Genomic DNA, 18,141 nt, shown 5'->3' on the forward strand with positions numbered 1-18,141 from the left:
TGTAGGGGTAGCGCCCCGGGGCTAGCGGTCGGCTGAGCGCGTGCTCCGCCGGGTCCGGTCACGGAGGCGGGCCACGAGGAGGAGGACGAAACCGATGACGGCGATCAGGCTGAGGAGGACCACGACCCACGTGAAGACCGACTGGTACCCGGTGTCGGCGAGCCGCGGATCCAGGAAGGGGTACGGGTACCAGCCGAGGGCGTCGGTCGACTGGTCCACGATGAAGGGCGCCCGGATGAGCGTGTAGGCGGCCCAGACGATCGGGTAGATGATCACGATTCCGACCGTCTTGAACGACAGTCGGCGGTTCCCCGGAGCGAAGAGGCGGTCGAGGAGCAGATAGATCGGAACACCCAGGTGCAGGATCTCGTTCGACCACGGCTGCGAGAGTCCCGGGTCGAGGGGCATCGACCGGAGGATCGCGTTGTACACGACGCCCGTCGTGACCATGTAGGTGGCGACGAGGAGGTGGAGGACGGCGAACCAGCGCGGGTCCGGCCCGCGGCGACGGAGGAGCAGCACCGCCCCGATCGCGAGGGTCAGCGCCGCGACCGAGTTCGACTCCATCGTGAAGAAGCTGAAGAAGTTCACGACGTCGCCGGGGATGTCCGTGTCTCCTCGGCCCCGCCAGTAGGCGAGGCTGTTCGAGAGCTGACCGACGATGGCCGCGACGATCGCGACGGCGACCCCGATCCGCACGAAGGCGAAGACGACGCGTGCGGCACCGGCCCGCCCGATGACCTCGTCCGGCGCGGTGCGATCCGCGCTCACGGGGTCGGAGTGGGGGTGGGCGTCGCCGAGTCGGTCGGGGCCGGGGTCTCCGTCCCGTCGCCGTCGGTCGATCCGTCGTCGGTCGTCGACTCGAGCACCTGCGTGATGAACGCGATGACCGAGGCGGGGTCGTCGATCGCACCCGTGTAGGCCTGACCGTTCACGAGCAGGAGGGATCCGCTCTCGAGCTTCGTGTCCGACCCGGGCAGCGTCTCCGAGGTGGCCCGTTCCGTCGCGCCCGTGACCCAGCCGTCGTACTTCCCGTCGGTGATGCAGTCGGACACGCCCTCAGCCGTGACGCCCGCAGTGGACACCACCGTCGCGAGGTCTTCGCTCGTGGGGCTGCCGTCCGTCGCGTCGGCCTGCTCCGCGAGGAGCGCCGTGTGTGCGGCGAGGAAGTTGTCGGGGGCGTAGGACGCCACGCAGGCCGCGGCGTTCGCTGCACGCAGCCCGAAGCCGTCGCCGGAGATCGCCACGGGGTGGACCTCGAGCGTGACGTAACCGGCGGTGAGCCACTGCTGGATCTGCTCGAGGTTCGCGGTCGAGAAGGCCGCGGCGTCCGCGTTCGAGTAGTCCACGTAGAGGCGGAGGCTCACCTGGTTCTCAGCGTCGCCCTCCGTCGTCGCGACGGGTGTCGCACCCCACTCGAGAGGCTCCGTCTGCGTGGCCGTGACGGCCGATCCGTCGCCCGTGAGGACGATTCCGTCGCTGAGCATGTTCGCGGGCCCGCGGTTCGCGTTCTGGAGCGAGGAGAAGATGGCCCACGCGACGAGGGCCAGCACCGCGAGGACCGAGACGATCGTGATGACGATCGCGATGATCTTGCGGCGCTTGCGGCGCTTCCGTTCCTGCTCGCGCTCGATTCTCGCGATCTCGCGCTGGAACTCCTTGCGTTCCTTCTTCGTCATCGACGCGAGTTCGTGATTGAGATTCGTCATGCGGTCCGTGGCTTTCGATCAGGAGGCGGAAATCCTCGCGCAGTCTATCGGCCGGGTACCGATCGGAAGCTTTCCACCGGCTGGGAACGTGGAGCGGACCGCCGCCCGCCTAGCCGACGAGCAGGGAGGCGAGCTGGTCGGTGGAGTGCACGACCGCCATCGCATCGCCGGCCTCCGCCGGGGAGCCGTAGCCCCACTCGACCACGATCGCGGGGATCCCGTGGGCTGCGGCACCCTCGACGTCGTGGATGCGGTCGCCGACGAGGACCGTGCGGCTCGTGTCGACGCCGAGCTCGTGGAGGCGGCGCAGCGCCTCGGCGACCACGTCGGCCTTCGCGCTGCGGGTCTCGTCGTCGCTCGCGCCGCAGATGACGGTGAAGAACGAGGCGAGCCCGAAGTGTTCGAGGATCGGCACGACCTGTGATTCGGGCTTGCTGCTCGAGACGGCGAGCGGGATGCCGAGCCCGTGGAGGCGCTCGACGAGCCCGGCCATGCCGGGGTAGACGGCGGACTCGTTGTACGGGCCCACCTCGGCGACGAGGCGGCGGTAGACGTCGAGCGCCGCGAGGGACTGCTCGGGTGTGAAGCCCGCGAAGTCGCGGAACGAGTCGAGGATGGGCGGGCCGACCCAGCGCAGGAGCTCAGCCTGCGTCGGAACGGGCGCGCCCATCTCCTCGAGGGTCAGGGCGAGGCGGTGGATGATTCCCGGGGCCGAGTCGGTGATGGTGCCGTCGAGGTCGAAGAGGATGCACGACCAGGTGCGTGCGATCGGCTGACGTGGTTCGGCGCTGTCGAGGGTCTCGGAGAAGGTCACAGGATGTCCGTTCGGGTGGGTGCAGGATCGAACGACGCCGTCGTCGTTCCCGCACGGCATCGTAGCCGAAGGAGGTGTCGCGCCATCCTCCTGGTCGGCGGGCAGGACGGACCTTTAGAAGAGGCGGGCCTTGCCGTCGTCGATGCCGCGCATCTCGTCGTAGTCGAGGACGAGGCAGCGGATGCCGCGATCCTCGGCCAGCGTGCGGGCCTGCGGCTTGATCTCCTGCGCCGCGAAGACGCCCGTGACGGGGGCGAGCAGCGGGTCGCGATTCATGAGCTCGAGGTACCGCGTGAGCTGCTCGACGCCGTCGATGTCGCCGCGGCGCTTGAGCTCCACGGCCACCGAGGCGCCGCCGGCGTCGCGCGCGAGGATGTCGACGGGTCCGATCGCGGTCATGTACTCGCGGCGCACGAGCGTGTGACCGTCGCCCAGGAGGTGGATCTGCTCGGCGAGCAGCTTCTGCAGGTGCGCCTCGACGCCGTCCTTTTGGAGACCAGGGTCGATGCCCAGGTCGTGCGTCGAATCGAGCTCGATCTCACGGATAGACACGATGAGCATGTCGGCGGTCTTCGTGTGGGTGACCTTCCACACCTCGGTGACACCGGCGGCGCGCTGGTCCTCGTCCGGCTCGATGATGCTGAGCGTGCAGGGCGGGCTCATCCAGTTGAGCGGCTTGTAGCTGCCGCCGTCGGAGTGGACGAGGAGACTGCCGTCGCCCTTCACCACCAGGAGTCGCTTGGCGAGAGGCAGATGGGCGGTGAGTCGTCCGGCATAGTCGACCGAGCAGGTCGCGATCACGAGGCGCACGGAGCGAGTTTAGCCGCCCGAGCGCGCAGCCTCGGACCGCTCGCGGGCCGCACCCGAACTGAGTCCGGCGACGATCATGAGCACGAAGACGATGAGCAGCGCGTTCAGGATTCCCACGTGGTCGCCCACGATGCCGATGAGCGGCGGCCCCACGAGGAACGCGCAGTAGCCGATCATCGCGACGGCGCTCACACGAGCAGCGGCGTGGCGCGGGTCGTCGGCTGCGGCCGACATGCCCACGGGGAAGCCGAGCGAGCAGCCGAGGCCCCACAGCACGGCCCCGACGATCGCGAGCGGGAAGATCGGGGAGAAGATGAAGAGCGCGAGCCCGACGATGCCCGTCGCCGCGGAGATCCGCAGCACGGACACCCGGTCGAAGCGGTCGATGAGCGGGCCGCCCGCGACGCGGCCGACGGTCATCGCGCCGACGAAGACGCCGAACACGATCGCGCCCGTGGTGTTGCTCTGGTCGTGCCCGTCGACGACGGCGATCGGCAGCCAGTCGTTCGCGCTGCCCTCCGCGAACGCCATGCCCAGCATGATGAGGCCGATGAAGATGAGGCGCGGGTCGGCGAAGACGGCGACCTTCTCTCGGAGGCGCTCTCGGAGCGGGGGCTGCTCCGCATCGGGGATCGCGTGGAGGTCCGGGCGGATGGGAACGAACCTCACGGCGATGATCGCCGCCACGGCGATGACGACGGCCATGCCGACGGCGTGAGCCGTGACGGAGATCTTGAGGGCCGACGCCGCCGCACCGATGCCGGCGCCGAGGACCGTCCCGGCGCTGAAGAGCGCATGCATGAGGGGGAGGACGGTCTTCCCGAGCTCCTTCTCCACGGCGGCGCCCTCGACGTTCATCATCACGTCGACGCTGCCGTTGCCGTACCCGAAGATCGCGAGGCCCACGAACACGACGGGAGCGGAGACGAAGACGCCCGCACCGAGCCCCACGACGATGAGACCGATCGCGACGAGGACGATCGACGCCGCCATGCCGCGGCGCGGTCCGATCCGCCCGAGGATCCAGGCCGACAGCAGTAGGCCGATGATCGATCCCGCCGACATCCCGAAGATGAGCACGCCGACGTTGCCCGTGGTGAGCCCGAGGGCGTCACGAATGGCCGGCAGGCGGGCGACCCACGTGGCGATGCTCAAGCCCGAGAGGGCGAACATCACGAAGACGGCGTTCCGCCATGCGACGATCTCGCGGCGGGAAAGGGTGCGGCTCTGCAGGGGTGACGAGGTCATGGGCGTTTCCGGATCGGGGGCGGCTCGAATCGATTCGATAAGCGACTCCGCCTAAGCTATCCCGAGCGGACGGAACGGGTCAACACGGCCCGCCACCCCCGAACGTCAGGGAGACGATGGGCCGAAATCGGGAGCACGACGAGGGCGAGGCGCGCGTCACGCTCTCCGACGTGGCCGCTCGCGCCGGAGTGTCCCCCTCGACGGCGTCGATCGCGTTCAGCGGGCAGGGGCCTGTATCCGACTCGACCAAGGCGCGTGTACTCGCGGCCGCCGAGGAGCTCGGGTACACGGGACCGGATCCGCTCGCCCGCTCGCTCCGGACCGGCCGCAGCGGAATCGTGGGAGCTCTCATCCCGCGCCGCATCGGCACGTCGTTCCGCGATCCCGTCACGATCCAGACGCTCGACGGCCTCGCCGAGGAGCTCAGCGTGGGAGGGGCGGGACTCCTGCTCCTCTCCGAGAGGGCCCAGGAGACGGACCGGCTCTCCCTCGATGCCGCCCCCATCGACGCACTCGTCCTGCTCGGCTGCGGTACGGCGTCCGCTCCGACGCTCGACGTGCTGCGTCGGCGCGGCGTCCCGGTCATCACGATTGAGGGCGACGGTGAGACGGGCGCTGCGAACATCGACGTCGAGAACCGCAGCGGCACCCGGCTGCTCGCGGAGCACCTCCGCTCGCTCGGCCACACGGACGCGGCGCTCGTGGTGCTGCCGCTGTCGACCGAGGACACCCTGACGGTGCTCACGGACGCTGCGCTCACCACGGCGACAACGGTCACGGCCGTCCGCCGCGTCGAGGGTGCGCGCGACGTGTTCCCCGACGCGACGGGCGTCGTGGCGGCCGGGAGCACGATCGCCGACGGGCGCGACGCCGGACGGATGCTGCTCGACGTGCCGCCGGCCGAGCGTCCCACCGCGATCATCGCCCAGAGCGACCTCCTCGCCGCCGGTGTCGTGTTCGCCGCGATGGACCTCGGACTCTCCGTGCCGGCCGACGTGAGCGTCGTCGGCTTCGACGGCATCCGCGTCGATGAACTGCCGATGCCGCTCACCACGGTGGAGCAGCCCGCTCAGGGCAAAGGTGCGGCGGCCGGTCGCGCGGTGGTGGAGCTGCTCGACGGCGGCCGACCCGAGAGCCTGTGCTTCCCCGTCACGTTCCATCCGGGCGAGACGACGGGTCCTCCCGCCGCCCGTTGAGTCGCGTGGGTCAGCCGGCGAGCATCGGGTCCAGGATCGGGAGCAGGGCCGGCAGCTCGCGGACGCCCTGACGGTCGACGAAGTGGCCGGCGCCGGGCACGACGGTCGTGGGCGCGTCGAGGAGCCCGGCCAGACGATCGGTGAGGGGTGCGGCCACCACGTCGTCGTCGTCCGAGCGCAGGACGTGCCGCACGGCGACGTCGCCCCTGATGCGGTGCAGGTCGAGCGGTTCCGCAGTGAACGGGTCGAGCGCCGGAAGGTTCGGGAGGGGGTCGACGAACCCGGCCACGAGGACGAGCCCGCCGAGGCGCCACGGCTCCGACCGGCGGTTGAGCACGTGCAGGAGGGTGACGCAGCCGAGGGAATGCCCGACGAGCACCGTCTCCTCGTCCACTTCGCCGACGGCGGCGCTCGCCGCGTGCACCCACGTCTCGAGGTCCGGCTCCTCCGGATTCGGCAGTCCGACCACCGTCACGACCTCGGAGCCGTAGTGCTCGACGAGCCAGGGGAACCAGTGCCGGCTGGGGTCCGCGCGGTACCCGTGAGCCACGACGATGCGCATGCCGTCAGCCTAGGTCGTCGATCACTTCGCCTGGTCGTAGCTCGCGACTACCGCCGTCGTGACGGGGAAGTCGACGGGCGCGCGGCCGAAGATGAGGCGCCCGGCCTCCGCGGCGCTCTCGCGGACGAGCTCGGCGACCCGCTCGGCCTGGGACTCCGGGCAGTGCACGACGATCTCGTCGTGAAGGAAGAAGACGAGGTGGGCCGAACGCGTGAGCGGGGCGCCGCCCGCCAGATGCGCGAGGCGCGTGCGCAGCGACGCCATCCAGCAGAGCGCCCATTCGGCGGCCGTTCCCTGCACGACGAAGTTCCGCGTGAATCGGCCCCAGTTGCGGGCCTCCGTGCGCGCTCGCCGGCCGATGGCCTCGCTCGACGCGTCTCCGGACGCCTGCTGCTGCAGCTCGCGCCACGCCCGGCCGGGGAGGGGTGAGCTGCGGCCCAGTCGGGTGGAGACGCGTTCCCCGCGTTCCCCCGCCCGGGCCGCGGCCTCCACGAAACCGATGGCCTGAGGGTAGGCGCGTGTGAGGCGGGGCAGGAGCCGCCCGCTCTCGCCGGTCGTCGCCCCGTACATGGCGCCGAGCATCGCGACCTTGGCGTGGGCTCGCGTGTCGATGGCTCCGGTGCGGACCATCCCGTCGTAGAGGTCGACGCCGCGCGCGGCGGTCGCCATGGCCGCGTCGCCGGAGATCGCGGAGAGGATGCGCGGCTCGAGCTGGGCCGCGTCGGCCACCACGAAGCGCCAGCCGGGGTCGGCGACCACGGCGCTGCGGATCTGATGGGGGAGTTGGAGAGCGCCGCCTCCGTCGGACGCCCACCGTCCCGTGACGACCCCGCCGGGCACGTAGGTGGGGCGGAAGCGTCCGTCGTGGATCCACTGATCGAGCCAGTTCCAGCCGTTCGCGGTGTGGAGGCGTGCGAGCTTCTTGTAGCGCAGCAGAGGCGCTATCGCGGGGTGCTCGAACTGCTTCAGCTCCCACGAGCGGGTGGACGTGGCGGGAATCCCGGCGCTCTGCAGCGCGCGGAGGAGTTCGCCGGGGGACTCGGGGGAGAACGCGCCTACGTCGAGCGCCGCCGTGACCTCGTCGAGTACCTCCTGCAGGACACGTGGGCGCACGCCGGGGGCGGGTCGCGGCCCGAGCATCTCGACGAGGAGGTCGTCGTGTCGACGGGCGTCCCACGGGAGGCCCGCGAACGTCATCTCGCTGGCGATGAGGGCGCCGGCCGATTCCGCGGCGATGAGGAGCGAGAGCCGGGAGCGGGCGTCGGCGGTCGCCGAGGCGACGGCGGCGCGTTGCGCCTCGAACTCGGCGAGAGGGTCGCGCTCGCCGCCGGCGGGTTCATCGGCGACGAGGTCGAAGAGAGCGCCGGCGTCCGCTTCGCGTGGCTGGATGATCGGAGCGTCCCACGGCCCTGCGGGGGCGGTCGCGAGGGACGATTCAGAGGTGTCCGTGGACGAGCGGAGGATCGCGTGGCACAGCCGCAGGTCGACGCAGCGGGCGACGCGCACGCCGGCAGCGAGGAGCGGCGGGTACCAGGCGGCGGTGTCGTCCCACACCCAGCGGATGCCGGGTTCGTCCCGCTCTGTCCGCGCGACGAAGAGCGGCCAGTCCTCCCGGCTCAGCGTCTCCGCGCGTGCCTGCGCTCCGCCGTCGTCGTGGATACGCGCGACCGACACCCGTCCATCGGGGAGACGCTGCGCGACGAGATGCATCTCCCCATCCTCTCGTCTGCGACCGACGTCAGCTGCCGGCGCCGACGCCGACGACGAAGAGGATCGGGAGGTTGATCAAGAGGTGCAGGGCCATGCACGCCACGAGGTTGCGGCGCCAGAGGAACAGGACGTAGAGGACGAGCGTCCCGCTGCCCTGGTAGAGGAGCCAGGACGGACCGAAGAACACGAGGTGCGGGACGACGAACACCGGTGCCGTGAGCGCGACCGCGAGCCACCGTCGTCCCGTGAGTTCTGTGAGGCGTTCGAGGGGATACCCGCGATGCAGGATCTCCTCGAACACCGCCGCGGACAGGATGAGCAGGACCACCGCGAAGAGCGGCATGGAGGCTATCTGCGCTGAACCGTCGTCGACATCAGGGGGCCAGATGGTGCGGGCGAGCCAGGTGAACCCCATGTGGCACCCGAACAGGATGAGAGCCCATTCGAGGTCCTTCCCGGACGGCCGCCTCAGGCCGATCGATGCGAGGGATCGACGTTCGACCGTCAGGATGTACGTGACGAGACCGGCCACGGCGGCGACGTTCCACACGATGGACGCGGCCGGTCCGGCGGCGACCGCCGGCAGGTCGATGCGTGCCCACCGAAAGACGGGTGGAAGCCAGCTCGGGATGTACGCGATGAGCAGTCCCGTGAGGATCACGCTCGTGCGACGAACCGCGGTCCGTCGTCGGTCTACGGTCGTCATGATAACGAGAGTAGCTAATCTAGAGTGCACACTCTAGTAAAAGGAGGAGCTCATGGCACGGACCGTCAATCCCGCTCATCACGAGAGACGCCGATCGATCATCCTCGGGGCTGCCTACCGGCGTTTCGCGCAGGCCGGCTTCGACCGGACGTCGACGGCGTCGATCTGCCGTGCGGCGGGCATCTCGTCCGGCACCTTCTTCCACTACTTCCCGACGAAGATCGACGTCCTCGTGGCGATCCTGATGGCTGACGCGGCGACCGGATCCGAGCGACTCGCTCGGATCTCCTCGACGAAGCAGGGCCTCTCCGCCGTGCTCGACTACGCGGCCGAGCTCGAGGCGGAGATGGCGGACGAGCACTTCGCCGGGTTCGTCGCCGCCGTCGTCGGGGCGATGCACCTTCCAGAAGTGGCGACGGCTGTCAGAGCCGATTCGGCGGGGACGTCTCGATTCATCCACGACCGTCTGGGAGAGGCAGCCCTGCGAAAGGAGATCCGCACCGACGTCTCGGTCGAATCCCTGGCGACCTGGGTGGGATGGCTGCTCGACGGTTCGTCACAGGGCGCAGCCGGAGGAATGACCACTGCACCGGGTGGCCTCGTGTCTGCTGTCTCCGCCCTCTGCGCCGCACGCCCCTGAGCTCCACTGCGGTCAATCGTCCCCGGTGAGAAGGAAGGCCACGGCGGCGAGTGAACCGGCGTCGCGCATCTTGTGTCGCGAGATCGCCGCCGCCAGTCCCGCTCGGGAGAGGAGCTCGACCTCCCATTCCTCCCCGGGTTCCAAGGCAGCGACAGTGGACGGCGCGACCTCGGCCCGGAAGACATGGCAGGTGGCCGCGCCGATGCCCGGGGACTCGACGGCTTCCCCGAGCGGCCGGAGACGGACGGCCGCGTAACCGGTCTCCTCGAGGGTCTCGCGGATGGCGGCGTCCTCCGGTGTCTCGCCCGCTTCGATGGCGCCGCATGGGAACTCGAGCAGCGCGTGATCGCCGGTGGTGTCGCGTCGTCCTCGGATCAGGAGGAGGTCCCCCTCGGTCGTCGTCCCCACGATCATCGCGCTGTCGGCCCGATCGACCCGGTACCAGGTCTGGCCGGCCTCTTCTCGAAGGGTCACCGAGAACCACGGATTGTGATGGACGGTTCGTGTGTCGTTCATGTGCCTCTCCGACGGCTTGGACCTGGTCGTTCGATTCTGGTGATTCCGTCCGCGCGAGTCGAGGGCGGCAGTTCCGCGTCGAGGGCTGCAGGTGTAGGTGGCGCCGTCGCTCGGGAGTAGCCCTGTCAGACGCCGGTGCGCTGCCAGGCGTCGCCGCGGGCGCGGAGGCCGAGAGTCGTGGCCCGGGCGGCGATGTAGCCGATCGCGAACGCCGCCGTGAGCCAGGCGAGGCCCGCCGCGCCCGTGCCTCCCCAGGTGGCGGCGGCGAGAGCGAGCGGGACGAAGACCGCGAGGTTCACGATTCCCGTGAGGGCGAGGTACCGCACGTCACCGGCGCCGATGAGTACCCCGTCGAGCACAAAGACGTAACCGGCGAGGGGAGTTCCGACCGCCAGGACGACGAGGCTGGGAGCGATGAGGGCCGCCGTCTCGGCCGATCCCGTGAAGAGGAGACCGGCGGCGGGGCTTACCGCCGCCAGCACGAGGGCGAGCACCGCGCCGCCGCCGACACCCCACAGGAGGCATCGCCGGAGGACGGCGCGCACGAAGTCCACGTCCGACGCTCCGAGCCCCTTCCCCACGAGGGCCTGGGCCGCGATCGCGAGGGCGTCGAGCGCGAATGCCATGGTGGAGAACACCGTGAGCACCACGTGGAAGCCGGCGAGCTCGGCGGTGCCGATCCCCGTGGCGACGACCGTCGCGATGACCAGTGCCGCCCGCAGCGCCGCCGTGCGGACGAGGAGCCAACCGCCGGACAGTGCCGAACTCCGGATGCCGTCGCGCTGCGGCCGGATGGTCGCGCCGGTGCGCCGCGCGTGCCGCAGGATGACGACGACGTACGCCGCGACCATGCCCCACTGTGCGATGACCGTGCCCCACGCCGACCCGGCGATCCCCCATCCCGCCCCGTAGATGAGGAGGGCGTTGAGCGCGGCGTTCGCACCGAAGCCGCCGACCGCGACGACGAGCGGCGTGCGCGTGTCCTGCAGCCCACGGAGCAGTCCGGTGGCCGCGAACACGATGAGCATCGCGGGCAGGCCGATCATGGAGATGGAGAGGTAGGTCGTGGCCTGCTCCGCGACGGCGACCGACGGCCCGAAGAGCGATACGAGGCCCGGCGTGAGCAGGGCAGCCGCCGCGGCGAGCACGATGCCGAGTCCCAGCGCGAGCCACATTCCGTCGATGCCGACGGAGACCCCGCCGCGTTCGTCGCCGGCGCCCAGGCGCCGGGCGACGGCAGGCGTCGTTGCGTACGCGAGGAAGACGAGCAGACCGATGATCGTCTGCAGCACGACGCTCGCGATACCCAGGCCGGCGAGCGGGACGAGCCCGAGGTGGCCGACGAGCGCGGAGTCGGTGAGGAGGAAGAGGGGCTCGGCCACGAGTGCTCCAAGGGCCGGTACCGCGAGCCGCATGATCTCCCGATCCACGCCCCGCTTCGAGCCACTCGTCGGCTCCTTCTCATTCATCCTCATCGTCGCCCACGCTATCGGGCGCCTCCGACGCTCCCCTCCTCTGCTCGCGAAGCGCGGACTTTCGTCGCCCGAACGTGCCGCGAGCGGACCGACGTCCGCACTTCGCGGGAGGGAGGGGAAAGGGAGACGGCACGCGGGGTCCCTGTCGGTGGCAGCGAATAGGGTTGAAAGATGAGCGCTTCCGGCATCGACCTCGACGAACTCGACCCCACCGTCCGCCCGCAGGACGACCTCTTCCGGCACGTCAACGGGAAGTGGATCGACCGCACGGAGATCCCGTCAGACAAGGCGCGCTGGGGGTCCTTCCACCTCCTCGCCGAGGAGGCCGAGAAGGCCGTCCGCGAGATCATCATCGAATCGCAGGACGCCGAGCCGGGCACCGAGACCCGCAAGATCGGCGACGTCTTCGCGAGCTTCATGGACACCGACCGGATCGAGGCCCTGAAGCTCGAGCCGCTCCAGCCGCTGTTCGCCCAGGTGGACGCGATCTCCTCCATCGAGGACGTGCTCCCCACCCTCGCCCGCCTCGAGCGCCTCGGTGTCCGCGGCCTCTTCCAGCTCTTCGTCGACAACGACCCGGGCAACCCCGAGCGCTACCTCGTGTTCGTGGAGCAGGGCGGCATCGGCCTCCCCGACGAGTCGTACTACCGCGAGGAGAAGTTCGCCGAGATCCGCGAGGCGTACGCGACGTTCGTCGAGAAGATGGCGGCGATCGCCGGCGCGACCGATCCGGCCGACAGTGCTCACCGCATCGTGGAGCTCGAGACAGCGATCGCCGCGCAGCACTGGGACAACGTGCGCACGCGCGACAGCAATGCCACCTACAACCCCATGACATGGGCGGAGGCTGTCGAGCTCGCCGGCGGCGCCGACCTCACGGGGTGGGCCGAGGCTCTCGGCGCCCCCGAGGGTGCGTTCGCCGAGATCGTCGTGCGCGAGCCGAGCTTCGTCTCGGGCGTCGCGTCGCTGCTCACCCCCGAGCACCTCGACTCGTGGCGCGCCTGGCTGCGCTTCCAGGTGCTGCGGAGTTTCGCGCCGTACCTGCACGATGAGGTCGTCGACACGAACTTCGCCTTCTACGGCACCACCATCACGGGCACTCCGGAGATCCGCGAGCGGTGGAAGCGCGGCGTCTCCTTCGTGGAGGGCGCCCTCGGCGAGGCCGTCGGTCGTGTGTACGTGGAGCGCCACTTCCCGGCCGAGTCGAAGACGCAGATGGACGAGCTCGTCGCCAACCTCGTGGAGGCGTACCGCGCCTCCATCCAGTCCCTCGACTGGATGGGCGAGGAGACGAAGGTCCGCGCGCTCGAGAAGCTCGACAAGTTCACGCCGAAGATCGGGTACCCGGAGACGTGGCGCGACTACTCCTCCCTCTCGCTCTCGGCCGACGACCTCATCGGCAACGTGATCGCCACGAACGAGTTCGAGTTCCAGCGCGAACTGGGCAAGATCGGCAAGCCCCTCGACCGCGGCGAGTGGTTCATGACGCCGCAGACCATCAACGCCTACTACAACCCGGGCTTCAACGAGATCGTGTTCCCGGCCGCGATCCTCCAGTTCCCGTTCTTCGACCCGACCCGCGACGCCGCCGCGAACTACGGCGCGATCGGCGCCGTCATCGGTCACGAGATCGGACACGGCTTCGACGATCAGGGCTCGCAGTTCGACGGCGACGGCCGCCTCCTCGACTGGTGGACGGCCGACGACAAGAAGGCGTTCCAGGACCGCACGGGCGCCCTCATCGCGCAGTACGACGCCCTCGCCCCCGCGCAGGTCCCGGAGCACCACGTGAACGGCGCACTCACGATCGGCGAGAACATCGGCGACCTCGGCGGTCTGTCGATCGCGTGGAAGGCCTACCTGCTGTCGCTCGACGGCGAGGAGCCGCCCGTGGTCGACGGTCTCACGGGTGCCGAGCGCTTCTTCCTCTCCTGGGCGCAGGCCTGGCAGCAGAAGGGCCGCGACGCCGAGGTGATCCGCCTCCTGTCGATCGATCCGCACTCGCCGAACGAGTTCCGCTGCAACCAGATCGTCAGGAACCTCGACGTCTTCTACGCTACTTTTGACGTGGTCGAGGCGGATGCCCTCTGGCTCGACCCGAGCGAGCGCGTGACCATCTGGTAGCGGGCCGCCCGACCTCACCATCACGCGACGACGCATCGGCCTGGAGCCTCTCTTCTCGAGCGGCGACGGGAGCGCGGGCGCTAGAACCCGTGTGCCACCATCCGTCGATGTCGTCGCCGCGTGGACATGATTCGTTCGCACCTGGAGTGACGCCTGTGGTCCCTTCGCCTTCGCATCCGGACGGTTTGCGCCAACGCGCCCGCCGCCGGGCACGTCATCGCGCAGCCGACGCAGGGGAGTCCTTCTCGCGGGGTTTCAAGGCTCTCGGATTCCTCGCACGCAACGGGGTGCAGGTGTCGGCGCGCGCGGCCGACCTCGCGACCGGGAGGGAACTCTTCTCCGTCGACGACTACGTGGTCATGCCCACGGCGTCGATCGGCAAGGTGCTACTCCTCGTCGAGGTCGCCGCGCGCTTGCGCGGGCCGGACATGTCGGCGCTCGCTCTGCTCGAACGCGAGGTCACGGGTCCGGTCGGAGACTCCGGCACGTGGCAGCACCTCCAGGTCCCGACCCTGCCCGTCGCGGACATCGCTGCCCTCATCGGGTCGACGAGCGACAACCTCGCGACGAATGTCCTCCTCCGCTCCATCGGTCTCGAGGCCGTGCACGCCCGAGCCGAGCAGCTGGGACTCACGAGGCTGGGTCTGCTCGACCTCGTGCGGGACCACCGCGGGCCTGACGACGCTCCCGGGCTGTCGGTCGGCTCCATGAAGGAGCTCACGTGGCTCTTCTCGGAACTCGCGCGCGGCGAGGTGGTCGATGCGGAGACGAGCAGTCGCGTCGTGGGCTGGCTCAGCCTCAACACCGACCTGTCGCTCGTGGCATCGGCCTTCGGTCTCGATCCGCTCGCGCACCGGGAGGCCGACCACGGCCTCACCCTCTTCAACAAGACGGGCTCCGATACGGGTGTGCGCGCGGAGGCCGGCGTGCTGCGCGGCCCGCGGGCGGGGGTCGCCTACGCGGTGGCGGCCTCGTACTTCGAAACCGACCTCCAGACTCGGCTCGCCGTCATCGAGGCGATGCGCACCGTCGGCGCAGATCTCCTCGAGTACGTCCACTGACGTCGCGATGAGAGTCGTCATCCTCGGCGGGACGGGAGCGATCGGCGCCGCCACCGCCGTCCGCCTGCTGAGCGCCGGGTGGACCGTCGACCTGACCGGGCGTGATCCTCAGGCCGCTCCGGAGGAGCTGCTCGCCGCCGGCGCACGGTTCCACCGGATCGAGCGGTCCGACTCCGCGGCGATCGGTCGGCTCGTCGGTGACGACACCGACCTGCTCGTCGACCTCGTGGCGTTCACCGGGCCGGACGTGCGCGCCCTGCTTCCCGCGATGCGCGGGGTCGGCCGCACCGTGGTCGTCTCGAGTCGCGCCGTGTACGTCGATCCGCTCGGCCGCCACATCAACGGTGATGAGGCTCCGGAGTTCCCGATCCCGATCTCGGAGGACAACGCCACGGTTCCTCCGGCGGCCGACGACGTCGACCCGTTCACGCGTGAGGGCTACGCCCCCGGGAAGGTCGCGGCCGAGCACGCGGCACTCGAGAGCGGCCTCGACGTCGCGGTCGTCCGCCCGTCGAAGGTTCATGGGCGGTTCGCGCGGAACGCGCGCACGAGGACGATCGCCCAGCAGATGACCGCGGATGCAGGCGCCATCGAGATCGCGGACGGCGGCTCGATCGATCACCTCACGGCGGCCGCGAACGTCGCTTCGCTCGTGCAGACAGTGAGCGACCGCAGACTTTCGGGGGTGTTCAACGCCGCCGATCCGGACCCGCTGACCGCGCTGGAGATCGTCGAGGCGATCGCCGCTGTCGTCGGGTGGGCGGGAGAGATCGTGCCGGTCGACGATGCGGTCGGGGGCCGCGGGCATCATCCGTGGCGGGCTGCGAACCCGATCGTGCTGGACATGTCGAAGGCCGCCACCTCCGGCTACGTCCCGAGGGGGACCGCTCGTGACCTCCTCGCGGACGAGGTCCGCTGGGTGATGCGCGCCCGCTGAGTCACCAGCCGACGATGGCGCGCAGGCGGTCGGCGACCTGGTCGGGCGAGAGGCCGTCGGTGTCGAGACGGTGCACGTCGTTGCCGGCCGCGCCATCGAGATGGGACCCCGATCGTGCGCTCGCCTCGCTGTCCGCCTCGGCGTCGATCGATTCAGGGCGGCCTGCCAAGCGGGCGGCGACTGCCGAGACGTCGGCGCGGAGGAGCACCGCCGTCACACGCGGTTCGTCGCCCATCGCGGCGGCGAGGTCGGCCGCGAACAGCACGGAGACGGTGTTCGTGAGGACCAGACGTCGGTAACCGAGCTCGCGGTAGTTGCCCCAGACGGCGGCGAGGTTGCGCTCGGCCAGGCCGGCGGCGGAAAAGTGTTCGTGCGGTGCCGGTTCGGCGAGATCGAGGTAGTCGCCCTCGATGACCGCGTGCATGACGTGCTCGCGCTTGAGGTGCTCGTGCAGCGCGAGCGCCGCGGTCGTCTTGCCGACGCCTGAGGCGCCACCGATGAGGAGGAGTTCCGTGCGCATGTGTTCATGCTTCCACGGGGCCGATACTCATCCCTCCTTCCGCGAGGGCGCCACATCGATGTCGAGGGCGCCAGGTGCAGCTGTAGCCGTGGATCGGGAGTAGCCCTTTCGGGTAGGGAGGAACCCCGGGGCCGGCCGGTTCGACCGACCCCGGGGTGGCATTCCTCACATCGTTACTCGGTGACGAGCGAACGACGTCCCCGCGCGAGGAGTGCGATGCCGGCGGCGAGCAGGAGGCTCATCAGGCCGAAGAGAATCGCGAGACCGGAGGGTCCGGTCACAGCGAGTGCCTCGGTGTCGGCGCCGGCCGTCTGGGTGGCCCCGGCCGGGGTCAGGAGCGAGACGGTCTCGTCGGTCCCGTCGGTGGAGTCACCGGGGGTCGTCGGAGTCGTCGGGTCCGTGGGGTCGGTCGGGTCCGTGGGGTCGACCGGGTCCGTGGGGTCCACGGGGTCGACCGGGTCCGTCGGGTCCGTGGGATCCGTGGGGACGACCACCGTGGGGTCGGTCGTCTCGGAGTCCCCGATGACGCTCACGGCGTTGCCGCCGATCGTGATCGGGAGGGCGATGTCCGGCACGATCTGGGTGCCGCCGAGGATTCCGTCGTCACCCGAGGTGGTGTTGTCCGAGCCGGATGTGCCGCCCGTGGTGCCGCCGGTCACGTCCGAGCCCGAGGACTCGGAGTCGCCGACCGCGGAGACGGCGTTGCCGCCGATGGTGACAGGCAGTTCGACGCCCGGGATCACCTGGGTGCCGCCGAGGATTCCGTCATCGCCGGAGGTGGTGGAGCCATTGCCGGTTCCGGTTCCGGTGGTGGTGTCGGAATCGGTCGTGGCGGTGTCTCCGACGACGGAGACGGCGTTGCCGCCGACCGTCACGGGGAGGGCCGCATCGGGCGCGATCTGCGTTCCGCCGAGGATTCCGTCATCGCCGGAGGTGGTGGAGCCGTTGCCGGATCCGGTTCCGGTTCCGGTGGTCCCGGTTCCGGTGGTGGTGTCGGAGTCGGTCGTGGCGGAGTCGCCGACGACGGAGACGGCGTTGCCGCCGACCGTCACGGGAACGCCCGCACCGAGGTCCACCTGGGTGCCGCCGAGGACGCTGTCGTCGCCGGTGGTGCTGGAGCCCGAGTCGTCACCGGTTCCGGTGGTGCCGGATCCGCCCGTGGTCGAGGAGTCGCTCGTGGCCGAGTCTCCGATGACGGAGACGGCGTTGCCGCCGACCGTCACGGGGAGGGCCGCGTCGGGCGCGATCTGCGTTCCGCCGAGGATCCCGTCGTCTCCCGAAGTGGTGGAGCCGCCGCCGGTCGTGGCCGGGGCCGCGCCGCTGCCGCTCGTGGTCGCCGAGTCGGAGGACGAGGAGTCCCCGAGCACGGAGACCGCGTTGCCGCCGACCGTCACCGGCACGTCGACGCCCAGGATCGCCTGGGTGCCGCCGAGGACGCCGTCGTCACCCGAGGTGGTCGCAGTGTCGGTCGACGTGGTGTCGTCGGAGCCGGTCGTCGTGGTGCTCGAGTCGCTCGCCGAGGAGTCGCCCAGGAGGGAGACCGAGTTGCCGCCGACCGTGACGGGGACGGAGACGTCCGCCGGCACCTGGGTACCGGAGGCGACGCCGTCGTCACCGCTCGTCGCGGGTTCCTCCGCCGCGGCAGGAGCCGCGGGGGCCGGAGCTTCCGTGGTGGAGTCGCTCGACGAGGAGTCGCCCGCGACCGAGACGGAGTTGCCGCCGATCGTCACGGGGACGGAGATCGTCACGGGCGCCTGGGTGCCCGATCCGATTCCCTCGTCGCCGCTCGTCGTGGCCGGGGCCGGAGCCGGGGCGGGAGCGGATTCCGCCGGGGTGGTCGACGCGCTGTCGGACGAGGAGTCGCCCAGCAGCGAGACCGAGTTGCCGCCGATCGTGACGGGCACCTCGACGCCCAGAACGGCCTGGGTTCCCGACGCCACGGCGTCGTCCCCCGATGTCTCGGCGGCTGTCGCCGCCGTCGTTCCGGCGAACCAGAGTCCGCCGGCCATGAGTGCCCCGTAGAGGCACCGCTTCACGGTGATGTTCACTTTTCCTTCTCCAAGAGATCGATCGTTGGTGCGCAGGGTGCGCGATGGTCCGTGCCGTCCAGAGA

17 protein-coding genes are annotated in these 18,141 nt (G+C 70.4%); 5 read left to right on the forward strand and 12 right to left on the reverse strand.

Translation table 11 applies throughout. The annotated features are described in order from the left end of the window. Positions 1-21: 21 nt before the first annotated feature. The 5 genes from CLV49_RS08195 to CLV49_RS08215 all read right to left on the reverse strand — a co-directional run bounded on the left by CLV49_RS08195 (position 22) and on the right by CLV49_RS08215 (position 4,581). Positions 22-771 carry a Pr6Pr family membrane protein gene (locus tag CLV49_RS08195; RefSeq protein WP_106563102.1) on the reverse strand — a complete coding sequence of 250 codons (750 nt, stop codon included), beginning with the start codon at positions 769-771 and terminating at the stop codon, positions 22-24. Beyond that, the gene (locus tag CLV49_RS08200) at positions 768-1,709 is read right to left on the reverse strand and encodes a DsbA family protein (protein ID WP_106563103.1); all 942 of its coding nucleotides are present in this window, start codon (positions 1,707-1,709) and stop codon (positions 768-770) included. Before CLV49_RS08200 ends, CLV49_RS08195 begins: the two co-directional genes overlap by 4 nt. Positions 1,710-1,818: 109 nt before the next feature. Continuing rightward, on the reverse strand, positions 1,819-2,523 hold the full coding sequence (locus CLV49_RS08205) for an HAD hydrolase-like protein (RefSeq protein WP_243696641.1): 705 nt from the start codon (positions 2,521-2,523) through the stop codon (positions 1,819-1,821). Between the two features lie 114 nt (positions 2,524-2,637). Continuing rightward, complete coding sequence (nucS, locus tag CLV49_RS08210; protein WP_106563105.1) at positions 2,638-3,333, reverse strand: endonuclease NucS; 696 nt, start codon at positions 3,331-3,333, stop codon at positions 2,638-2,640. A 9-nt stretch (positions 3,334-3,342) separates the two neighbouring features. Further along, positions 3,343-4,581: an MFS transporter gene (locus CLV49_RS08215; RefSeq protein WP_106563106.1), complete on the reverse strand. Its 1,239-nt coding sequence runs from the start codon at positions 4,579-4,581 to the stop codon at positions 3,343-3,345. Positions 4,582-4,697: 116 nt separating this feature from the next. Between CLV49_RS08215 and CLV49_RS08220 the strand changes: the two genes are divergently transcribed. Next, the gene (locus CLV49_RS08220) at positions 4,698-5,777 is read left to right on the forward strand and encodes a LacI family DNA-binding transcriptional regulator (RefSeq protein ID WP_106563107.1); all 1,080 of its coding nucleotides are present in this window, start codon (positions 4,698-4,700) and stop codon (positions 5,775-5,777) included. Between the two features lie 10 nt (positions 5,778-5,787). Here the strand turns inward: CLV49_RS08220 and CLV49_RS08225 are convergent, their stop codons facing one another. From CLV49_RS08225 to CLV49_RS08235, 3 genes are read right to left on the reverse strand one after another with little or no spacing between them, the layout of a single operon-like run. Further along, positions 5,788-6,339: an RBBP9/YdeN family alpha/beta hydrolase gene (locus tag CLV49_RS08225; protein ID WP_106563108.1), complete on the reverse strand. Its 552-nt coding sequence runs from the start codon at positions 6,337-6,339 to the stop codon at positions 5,788-5,790. A gap of 21 nt (positions 6,340-6,360) precedes the next feature. Then, positions 6,361-8,049, reverse strand: coding sequence for a bifunctional 3'-5' exonuclease/DNA polymerase (locus CLV49_RS08230; protein WP_106563109.1), 1,689 nt, complete (start codon positions 8,047-8,049; stop codon positions 6,361-6,363). A 28-nt stretch (positions 8,050-8,077) separates the two neighbouring features. Then, a complete protein-coding gene (locus CLV49_RS08235) occupies positions 8,078-8,755 on the reverse strand; it encodes a CPBP family intramembrane glutamic endopeptidase (protein WP_106563110.1) in 678 nt (225 codons plus the stop codon). A gap of 52 nt (positions 8,756-8,807) precedes the next feature. Between CLV49_RS08235 and CLV49_RS08240 the strand changes: the two genes are divergently transcribed. Continuing rightward, positions 8,808-9,395, forward strand: coding sequence for a TetR/AcrR family transcriptional regulator (locus tag CLV49_RS08240; protein ID WP_106563111.1), 588 nt, complete (start codon positions 8,808-8,810; stop codon positions 9,393-9,395). Between the two features lie 12 nt (positions 9,396-9,407). Here CLV49_RS08240 and CLV49_RS08245 read toward each other — a convergent pair whose 3' ends face one another. Next, entirely contained in the window at positions 9,408-9,911 is a 504-nt protein-coding gene (locus tag CLV49_RS08245) for an NUDIX hydrolase (RefSeq protein WP_106563112.1), read from the reverse strand. 125 nt (positions 9,912-10,036) lie between these two features. Next, a complete protein-coding gene (locus CLV49_RS08250; RefSeq protein ID WP_243696640.1) occupies positions 10,037-11,386 on the reverse strand; it encodes an MATE family efflux transporter in 1,350 nt (449 codons plus the stop codon). Positions 11,387-11,557: 171 nt separating this feature from the next. Here CLV49_RS08250 and CLV49_RS08255 point away from each other — a divergent pair, with 171 nt between their 5' ends. The 3 genes from CLV49_RS08255 (at position 11,558) to CLV49_RS08265 (ending at position 15,508) form a co-directional block, all read left to right on the forward strand. Then, positions 11,558-13,510, forward strand: a complete 1,953-nt coding sequence (locus tag CLV49_RS08255) for a M13 family metallopeptidase (RefSeq protein WP_106563114.1) — start codon at positions 11,558-11,560, stop codon at positions 13,508-13,510. A gap of 185 nt (positions 13,511-13,695) precedes the next feature. Then, positions 13,696-14,571: a serine hydrolase gene (locus CLV49_RS08260; protein ID WP_243696639.1), complete on the forward strand. Its 876-nt coding sequence runs from the start codon at positions 13,696-13,698 to the stop codon at positions 14,569-14,571. A gap of 7 nt (positions 14,572-14,578) precedes the next feature. After that, on the forward strand, positions 14,579-15,508 hold the full coding sequence (locus CLV49_RS08265; RefSeq protein ID WP_106563116.1) for an NAD-dependent epimerase/dehydratase family protein: 930 nt from the start codon (positions 14,579-14,581) through the stop codon (positions 15,506-15,508). 1 nt (position 15,509) lies between these two features. Here the strand turns inward: CLV49_RS08265 and CLV49_RS08270 are convergent, their stop codons facing one another. Together CLV49_RS08270 and CLV49_RS18315 are read right to left on the reverse strand one after the other, a co-directional pair. Beyond that, a complete protein-coding gene (locus CLV49_RS08270) occupies positions 15,510-16,028 on the reverse strand; it encodes an AAA family ATPase (protein ID WP_106563117.1) in 519 nt (172 codons plus the stop codon). 173 nt (positions 16,029-16,201) lie between these two features. Next, positions 16,202-18,076: a hypothetical protein gene (locus tag CLV49_RS18315; RefSeq protein WP_106563118.1), complete on the reverse strand. Its 1,875-nt coding sequence runs from the start codon at positions 18,074-18,076 to the stop codon at positions 16,202-16,204. Positions 18,077-18,141: the final 65 nt, after the last annotated feature.

Source organism: Labedella gwakjiensis, from assembly GCF_003014675.1.
GTDB classification, from domain to species: domain Bacteria; phylum Actinomycetota; class Actinomycetes; order Actinomycetales; family Microbacteriaceae; genus Labedella; species Labedella gwakjiensis.